Origin of the sequence: Paenibacillus brevis, assembly GCF_018919145.1 — a bacterium.
Classification (GTDB): Bacteria; Bacillota; Bacilli; order Paenibacillales; family Paenibacillaceae; genus Fontibacillus; species Fontibacillus brevis.
Genome location: NZ_JAHLQJ010000026.1, coordinates 48,380 through 57,255 on the forward strand (window position 1 = coordinate 48,380; position 8,876 = coordinate 57,255).

At 50.0% G+C, this 8,876-nt stretch carries 7 protein-coding genes; 3 read left to right on the forward strand and 4 right to left on the reverse strand.

The features are described 5' to 3' along the window. Positions 1-18: 18 nt before the first annotated feature. The 3 genes from KQJ23_RS21465 to cymR form a co-directional block, all read right to left on the reverse strand. Positions 19-1,176, reverse strand: a complete 1,158-nt coding sequence (locus tag KQJ23_RS21465) for a cysteine desulfurase family protein (protein ID WP_216480956.1) — start codon at positions 1,174-1,176, stop codon at positions 19-21. A gap of 250 nt (positions 1,177-1,426) precedes the next feature. Continuing rightward, complete coding sequence (locus tag KQJ23_RS21470) at positions 1,427-4,057, reverse strand: cation-translocating P-type ATPase (RefSeq protein ID WP_216480957.1); 2,631 nt, start codon at positions 4,055-4,057, stop codon at positions 1,427-1,429. 240 nt (positions 4,058-4,297) lie between these two features. Continuing rightward, complete coding sequence (cymR, locus tag KQJ23_RS21475; RefSeq protein ID WP_216480958.1) at positions 4,298-4,717, reverse strand: cysteine metabolism transcriptional regulator CymR; 420 nt, start codon at positions 4,715-4,717, stop codon at positions 4,298-4,300. 217 nt (positions 4,718-4,934) lie between these two features. On the opposite strand from cymR, the gene mnmA reads away from it, so the two are divergent. Together mnmA and KQJ23_RS21485 are read left to right on the forward strand one after the other, a co-directional pair. Next, positions 4,935-6,068, forward strand: coding sequence for a tRNA 2-thiouridine(34) synthase MnmA (mnmA, locus tag KQJ23_RS21480; protein ID WP_216480959.1), 1,134 nt, complete (start codon positions 4,935-4,937; stop codon positions 6,066-6,068). A 127-nt stretch (positions 6,069-6,195) separates the two neighbouring features. After that, positions 6,196-6,579: a hypothetical protein gene (locus tag KQJ23_RS21485; RefSeq protein WP_216480960.1), complete on the forward strand. Its 384-nt coding sequence runs from the start codon at positions 6,196-6,198 to the stop codon at positions 6,577-6,579. Between the two features lie 118 nt (positions 6,580-6,697). On the opposite strand, the gene KQJ23_RS21490 is transcribed toward KQJ23_RS21485, so the two are convergent. Next, on the reverse strand, positions 6,698-8,005 hold the full coding sequence (locus KQJ23_RS21490; protein ID WP_216480961.1) for a replication-associated recombination protein A: 1,308 nt from the start codon (positions 8,003-8,005) through the stop codon (positions 6,698-6,700). Between the two features lie 492 nt (positions 8,006-8,497). Here KQJ23_RS21490 and KQJ23_RS21495 point away from each other — a divergent pair, with 492 nt between their 5' ends. Continuing rightward, positions 8,498-8,797, forward strand: coding sequence for a CD3324 family protein (locus KQJ23_RS21495; protein ID WP_216480962.1), 300 nt, complete (start codon positions 8,498-8,500; stop codon positions 8,795-8,797). Positions 8,798-8,876 lie beyond the last annotated feature (79 nt).

Below are 8,876 nucleotides of genomic sequence, written 5' to 3' on the forward strand. Positions count from 1 at the left end.
AAACGTGCAGAAGCCCATTTATCTTCTATTACGAAGACGGTTCAGTATAGTTCCAATTTTTTCGGCGGTTTTCTCTAATTCTTCCCTAGTATTACCCAAACCAAAGCTGAATCGAATCGCTGAACGCAAAAATATTTGTGGAAGATTCATGGCAGCAAGCACATGGGATGGTTCCAGAGAGCCTGATGAGCAAGCCGACCCGCTGGCAGCCGCAATACCTTCAAGATCAAGATTCATCAGCATCGTCTCTGTATCACACGCCGGAAAGCTGATATTCACAATATGCGGCAATCTGTATCCAGCCTCAGGATGCCCGTTCAGATGATAGTTCTCGGCACCGACATGAAGATTCAGTGCTTGAAGCAGGCTTAATCTCATATGCTCATCCTGCTCCCTGAGCACCGGAAGCTGCTTGCCAGCTAACGAAGCAGCCGCAGCAAAACCGGCCATGCCGGCAATATTCTCGGTTCCCGCCCGACGCTTCCGCTCCTGAAGTCCCCCGAAGAACAGCGGATCAAGCGGTGTGCCCTGGCGGATATATAATGCTCCGACGCCCTGCGGGCCGTTGATCTTATGGGCGGAAAAGCTCATCAAATCTACCGCGAGCTTGCTTGTATCGATGGAAAGCTTGCCAAAGGCTTGTACAGCATCGACATGAAACAGGATCCCTCGGGCGGCCGTAATTTCCCCAATTTCTGTAACCGGCTGGATCGTCCCCACTTCATTGTTGGCGTACATCACGCTGACGAGTATCGTATCCGGACGAATCGCTTCCTCTACTTGCTCAGGATGTACTCTTCCGTACTTATCCACGGGCAGGTATGTCAGTTCAAAGCCTTCTTTCTCCAACTGTCTGCACGTATGCAGTACGGCATGATGCTCCACTTGGGTCGTTATGATATGACGGCCGCGATGCTGATTCGCCTTTGCCGCACCGAACAAGGCCAGATTGTCACTTTCTGTTCCCCCGCCCGTAAAGACAAGCTCTTCAACCCGGCATCCCGCCAACAAGGCAACCTGCTCTCTCGACTCGTTAACGAGACGCTTGGCCGCACGGCCCAAAGCATGCACACTCGAAGCATTGCCGTAATGTTCCTTCATCACACGCAGCATCGTCTCCACAACTTCAGGATGAACGGGCGTCGAAGCCGCATGATCAAGATATATTGTATTCATTATCTCATCACCTTGATTTTTTTCAGGGATAGCAACTCCTGCTGCACTTTTTTAGCAACGAGCTGAAAAACACAAATACCGTCCCGAACGGGACGGCGATCGTGTTGATACCACAGTGGGTTCTGTGATTCATGTATTGTTATCTAATCCGACCGTCGCAAGTGCATCCCCATCTTAATATGTTTCCCGGGTTTTGTACAGCGTAACCTGGCCTGATAAGAGGTTTTCTACAAAAGCAGCGACAATCCGATTAATTTCTTGCCCGAAGCCGCGTGCCAAGCTTGATGATTTCGTTAATGCACAGAGGCACCAAGGCGAGACCGATGACGATCCCCCAGTCAGCCAGACTCAGGTTCTGTACCTTAAAGGCGTCGGCCAGGAACGGAATCGTAATCGAAGCGAATTGTAGTGCAAAACCAGCAACGACTGCCAGCACAAGAAACTTGTTAGAGAATAGACCCAACTCAAAGATCGACTTGGTCGAACTCCGCTTGGCGAAGGAGTAGAACAATTGGGAAGCCGCAAGTACGACAAAGGCCATGGTGCGGGCGTATGTCATCACATCCTCAGGAATGGAGCCAGCTCCAAGGCTGTATCCGTGCTCTCTGAGCCCCAGATAGAAGGCAACGAGTGTTAACGTTCCGATGAGCAGCCCTCCAAGTACAGCCTGAGTTGCTACTCCCTTCGAGAAGAAGCTTTCCTTCGGGTCTCTCGGCTTGCGCTTCATGACATCCTTCTCTCCCGGATCGATACCCAGCGCGATGGCCGGCAGTGTATCAGTAACGAGATTAATCCAGAGAATCTGAGTCGCAAGCAACGGCAACGGCCAGAAAAATATAATTGAAGCCAGAATGGCTACGATTTCGCCAAAGTTACAGGACAAGAGGAAAGTAACCGTCTTGCGGATATTGGCATAAATATTTCGTCCTTCCCGAATGGCTTTTACGATCGTAGTGAAATTATCATCTGTCAAAATCATATCGCTGGCGCCCTTGGATACATCTGTTCCGGTAATCCCCATAGCCACACCGATGTCTGCGCTTTTCAGCGAAGGGGCGTCATTAACTCCATCGCCCGTCATGGAGACTACATTTCCCTGAGCCTTGAAGGCTTTCACAATCTTCACTTTATGTTCCGGCGATACGCGAGCAAAAACCCGAATGTTCTGAATTTTCCGGCCAAATTCCTCATCGCTCAGCTCATCGATCTCCGCACCGGTCATGCTCTGATCGATTGAAGCAGCGATCTCCAGCTCCTTAGCAATAGCAACGGCCGTGTTCCGGTGGTCTCCCGTAATCATAACCGGAGTAATGCCGGCAAGCTTGGCTTCGCGGATCGAATCCTTCACTTCAAGGCGAGGCGGATCGATCATACCGACAAAGCCCAGGAAAGTTAACTCCTTCTCCATCTCATCCGGGCTAATCACAGCCTCCGTATCCTTGAATGCCGCGGCCAGCACCCGCAAGGCATCGTCAGACATTGCTTCCGCCGCTTGCAAGTACTGCTGCTTCAGCTCTTCCGTAAACGCCACGACCTCTCCATTCACTACGGCTGTCGTGGACACCTTCAATAACTGATCAATCGCACCCTTTGTGTGTACTCGATACCCTTTTCTCGTCTGGTTCAAGGTAGACATCAGCTTCCGGTCCGAATCGAACGGCTTTTCGGCTACCCGTTTATATTCCGCTTCCAGCGATTTCTTCATTAGATCATGCTGTTGACCATACACGACCAAAGCAATCTCTGTCGGGTCTCCCGTTCCCTTGCCCTCTTCAAAGGTAGCATCCGAGCACAGCACGAAGGTCTTGATCATCTCCACCGGAGGTTCTTCACCCAGTGGAGCGGCTGTGTAATGCTTGACTACGGTCATTTTATTTTGTGTCAGGGTCCCTGTCTTATCTGAGCATATAATATTGACCGATCCAAGCGTCTCAACCGCAGGAAGCTTCTTCACGATGGCATTCAGCTTTGACATGCGGGTTACGCCCAGAGCAAGCACTATCGCTACAATGGCCGGCAAGCCTTCCGGGATAGCAGCTACAGCCAAGCTGATCGAAGTCAGGAACAGCTCAAACAAATCACGTCCCTGGAGCAAGCCGATGACAAAAATGACAACACATATGCCAATCGCGATGTAGCCAAGCACCTTGCCGAGCTCCTCGAGCTTGATTTGCAGCGGAGTCATGCTTGGATCATCTTCGTCCAGAATTTTTGCAATTTTGCCCATTTCCGTATCCATCGCCGTAGCGACAGCCACACCCTCACCGCGTCCATATGTAACAAGTGTAGACATGAATGCCATGTTGGCCATATCACCGATTGGCGTCTTAGGTCCTTCCAAGACAGCGCCAGGATCCTTGTCTGAAGGCACGGATTCCCCGGTAAGCGCGGATTCTTCAATCTGCAGATTCGCTCCCGAGATCAGCCGCAGATCGGCTGGAATATATCGTCCGGCATCCAAAATTACAATGTCGCCCGGAACAACATGGACCGAATCAATCTCTTTAATATCTCCATCCCGTCTCACGAGCGTACGGGGGGTGGTCATTTGTTGTAGTGCTTCGATGGCCTTTTCTGCTTTCTGCTCTTGAAATACGCCGATCGCCGCATTTAAAAGAACGACCGCAAGTATAATAACCGCATCTACATATTCGCCAACAATAAGCGTAATAATGGCTGCGCCCAGCAATACGTAAATCAGCATATCCTTCAGTTGAGCAAAAAAGAGGGCAACAAGGCTTTTCTTGGGCTTGCCTTTCAGCTTGTTTTCGCCGTACTTCGCCAGTCTGGCCTCGGCTTCCTGTGATGTTAATCCCTCGCTTGGATTCACTGCAAGTTCCTGTAGAACAGAATCTGTTGACTTGTCATGCCACACCAGCAACACCTCTTCTATAGAATCTGAATGTACAATAAGTATTACGGCTATTGTGAGCGGAATGACTCATTATTAATCAAAATTTACAATGAATTTACGGACAGTCATATTGGAATCTCTGTAGGTATGCGCTGCTTCAAGCAAGATGGCATGCAAAAACAAAGAGCCCGCAAATTATTGCAGGCTCTTTGTTTTAATTGCCCAAGCAAGGAAAACTCCCTGGATGGTTATGATTCAAGTTTTAAATTAAATATAAAACATATAGGAATCTTTAGCTCCGTGCTCTTCGTACGTAACCAGGCTTTCCAGTGTGGTAGAATCCAGCACGTCGGCAATGCTATCGCGAATCCGCAGCCAAAGGTCGCGTTTGGCAGGATCATCCTCCTCCGTGAAATCCACCGGGGAAATCGGGCCCTCCAGCACGCGGATAATATCACCTGCAGTAATCTCGCTGGCATCACGCGACAGGATATACCCCCCATATGCCCCGCGAACGCTCTTGACCAAACCTGCATTGCGAAGCGGAGCGATCAATTGCTCCAGATAGTGTTCGGATAGTTGATTTTTTTCCGCAATGCTCTTCAAGGATGTCGGCCCTTCGCCCAGCTTGGCAGCCAACTCCATCATAATGGTCAAGCCATAGCGTCCCTTTGTAGAAATCTTCAAAGAAGCCACCTCTTTCATTTTTCGGATAAACTTTATATAATGAACCTTTGGTCGATTAAGAATAATATACCTTCTTATTCCTATCACTTATCTCTGTAATATAACACATCCTGATGCTTTTGCAAAACACGCTGAATAGCTTGACACTAGCTATCGATTGTCAGGGATAGATTTGATAAAATATACACAGGCTCAAGAAGCCTGAAGGAGTGATTGAATGAATACAGCCAACCAGCACACCCGCGTCGTTGTCGGCATGTCCGGGGGCGTCGATTCATCGGTGACTGCGCTCCTGCTCAAGCAGCAAGGTTATGATGTCATCGGTATTTTCATGAAAAACTGGGACGACACCGATGAATTCGGTAACTGTACTGCTGAGTCGGATGCCGAGGATGTCCGCCGTGTCTGCGAGCAGATCGATATCCCCTATTACACCGTGAATTTCGAGCGGGAATATTATGATAAAGTATTCGCCTATTTCCTGGAGGAATACAAGCGCGGACGCACTCCGAATCCGGATGTGATGTGTAACCGGGAGATCAAATTTGGCGAATTCCTGAACAAAGCGCTGGATCTCGGCGCGGATTATGTAGCGACAGGCCACTATGCAAGAGTCCTCGATGAGGGCGGCACTTACAAGTTGCTTCGCGGTGTCGACAGCAACAAGGATCAAACCTACTTCCTTAATGCACTTAATCAGGCACAGCTCTCCAGGGCAATGTTCCCAATTGGTCATTTGCCAAAGCCTGAAGTGCGCAGAATTGCGGAGGAAGCAGGGCTCTATACCGCCAAGAAGAAGGACAGCACGGGCGTCTGCTTTATCGGCGAACGGAATTTCCGGGAGTTTCTGAGCCAATATCTTCCGGCCAAATCCGGCGAGATGATCGACATCGTGACCGGTGAAGTTATGGGCCGGCATGACGGTCTGATGTACTATACTCTCGGACAGCGCCAGGGCCTTGGAATCGGCGGTTCGGGTAACGGAGAGCCTTGGTTTGTTGCAGAGAAGGACCTGGATCTCAACATTTTGTATGTGGTACAGGGGGACAAGCACCCTAGCCTATACTCGACGGGTCTGATTGCTTCCGATATCAACTGGATCGCAGGAGCGGACCATATGCCGGCCGATACGTTCAAATGCACCGCCAAATTCCGCTACCGTCAGCCTGATCAGGACGTCACGGTCTCAAAACGCGAAGACGGCACCTTGTATGTACAGTTTGATCAGCCGCAAAAGGCGATTACGCCTGGACAAGCCGTCGTGTTCTATGACGGAGAGGTCTGCCTTGGGGGCGGGATTATCGAAGCGGCCGAAAAGCTGCCTGTTCCTGAGCTGGGACGGCACCGCTAAGAGCGTATATTCTGACTCTTTGACTGGATCATAAGGCTGTCAAGTTCGATTGGATATAAAGCATGGGGACCATGCGGACGAAATAAGTGTCAAAAGGCATTAAAATTGCTGGCGTGGATGCTCATCTGTGAATTTAGTGCTAAAAGGCATTATAATTGCCGGCTCGGACGCTCATCTGGCGATTTTAATGCTAAAAGGCATTATAATTGCCGGCTCGGACGCTCATCTGGCGATTTTAATGCTAAAAGGCATTATAATTGCCGGCTCGGACGCTCATCTGGCGATTTTAATGCTAAAAGGCATTATAATTGCCGGCACGGGCACTCATCTGGCGATTTTAGTGCTAAAAGGCATTATAATTGCTGGCACGGGCGCTCATCTGGCGATTTTAGTGCTAAAAGGCATTATAATTGCTGACACAGGCGCTCATACGACTAATTTAGTGCTAAAAGGCATTATAATTGCTGACGCAGGCGCTCATACGGTGAGTTTAGTGCATACGGCTAATTAAGTGCATAGGCGCATATTACTTTGACCAAAGTGAACGGACAAAAAGTTGAGCGGAACCCCCTTGCGGTGGTTCTCGCCCAACTTTTTTTTATTTTGGGGACTTATTTGGCTGTCCCTTCTTATTCTGTTCGCCGCAGTTCTTGATTATGACGGATCTTGCTCTCATTCCCCTGCTCTGTTGCCTTATAGAACACTTTCCCCTGCAGGGATTCCGGCAGATAATCCTGCTTCACATAATGATTAGGATAATCATGCGGGTATTTATACCCGACATGACCAAGCTTGACGGCCCCTTTATAATGGGCATCCCGCAAATGCAGCGGCACCTCGGCGGAGCGGACTTCTTCGATCGCTGACATCGCCCGCGAGATTGCCGCCACAACGCCATTGGATTTCGGACTCTCCACGGCAAATAGAATGGCCTGGGCCACGTTCAGCTTCGCTTCGGGCCAGCCGTTATTGCGATACGCCTCCAAGGCGCTTACCGCCTGAACCATCGCCTGGGGATTCGCCAGGCCGATATCCTCACTGCAAGCCGCTATCAGCCTGCGGATGAAGGTCATCGGGTCCATGCCGAGCTTCTCGACGGCATAAAGGAACCAGAAGAGCGCGGCATCGCTGGAGCCGCGAATGCTCTTGTGGAACGCGGAGAGCACATCATATTGCGTGGACTCGTCCGCCTTCACCAGAGGACGGCGAACAGACTCCTCAGCCACGGCAAGGCTGATGTGCACGGAGCCGTCCTGCTCAGGCGGCGTGGTTAGAGCCGCCAGCTCGAGCGCATTCAGCGCCCGGCGAATGTCGCCGTTTGCCATGGCCGCGATATGCAGCAGTGCATCCTCATCCACCTGGAGCGGCATATGGCCCAATCCCTTGTCCTTGTCTGCCAGAGCCCGCTTCATAGCATGCAGCGAGTGCTCCTTCGTCAGCGCCTGGAGCTCGAACAGTGTAGAACGGCTCAGAAGAGCCCCGTTCACGTAGTGGAACGGGTTCTCCGTCGTTGCCCCGATAAATATAATCGTTCCCTTCTCCACCGCTGGCAGCAGCGCATCTTGCCGGGAACTGTTGAAGCGATGAACCTCGTCCAGGAAGAGGATCGTCTTTGTTCCATAGAACGCTTTATCATTCTGAGCCTTCTCGATCACCTCGCGAACATCCTTCACGGAAGCATCGACGGCATTGAGACGAACAAACTCGGCCTGGGTATGGTGCGAAATAATATGGGCCAATGTGGTCTTGCCGCAGCCAGGTGGGCCATATAGCAAGATTGATGAGACCTGGTCCGCTTCAATCGCACGGCGCAGCAGCTTGCCCGGTCCTACGATATGCTCCTGCCCGATATATTCATCCAGCGTTACCGGACGCATCCGGTCGGCGAGCAGCCTGCCGGAGGGATTTTGCTCCTGTTGAAATGAAAATAAGTCCACTGCCTTCACTTCCTTGATTCGATGATATTCTTCTTACAGTGCGTAATCAAAAAATCGACTTTTGAACAACTTCTTATAGCTCTATGCAGCTCCGACTTCCATTCTATATCAGTTGAACTAAAGAAGCTACGTAGAAAGGCAACGAGTGAGTTGCAACTTATATCCCACATACACGGTAAAAAACACTTATAAACGTTCTTTCGCTTTCGAAGCTGCTGACAATATGAGTTAATATAGATGTCGGGCCGACGAATCACTGGAAAGGGGGCTGATCGAAGTGATTACAGTGAGTGAGGTGGCTGTCGCTTAACGCGACAGCCCGTACGTTGAGGGGCTTTCAGGCCCCTCTTATTTCCGTTTATTCAATGATGTGCTAAAATAAATCCAAATCTTAATTCTAATTCGAACGAAAGGGGGGAGTTGCGACCATGAACACTAGCAAAAGCCAGGTAAATACACTCCAGAACGCAAGTTATAAGGAGGATCATGATCGTGAACTACAAAAACGGGAAGGATGTGCTTCCCCCTAGGCTATTGAAGGAGCTTCAAAGCTATATTCAGGGAGAACTGCTGTACATACCCAAACCGGAATGCGCCAAGGCTTCCTGGGGTGAACTCAGCGGAACCCGCACATCCATGGCAAAACGTAATGAAAATATTTATAAGCTGTATGATACCGGTCATTCCGTGAGCGATCTGGCTCAAATGTTCTTTCTGTCCGACGAGAGCATTCGGAAGATCGTGTGCAAGGTTCGCTCTTCTCATCGAGAGGCGGCGACCGTATCTGAATAAGTATTAAAGAGGCTGTCCCAAAAGTCATAAACAATGATGACTAAGGGTAAGCCTCCTTTTAAAAAAATGTAAAACAAAA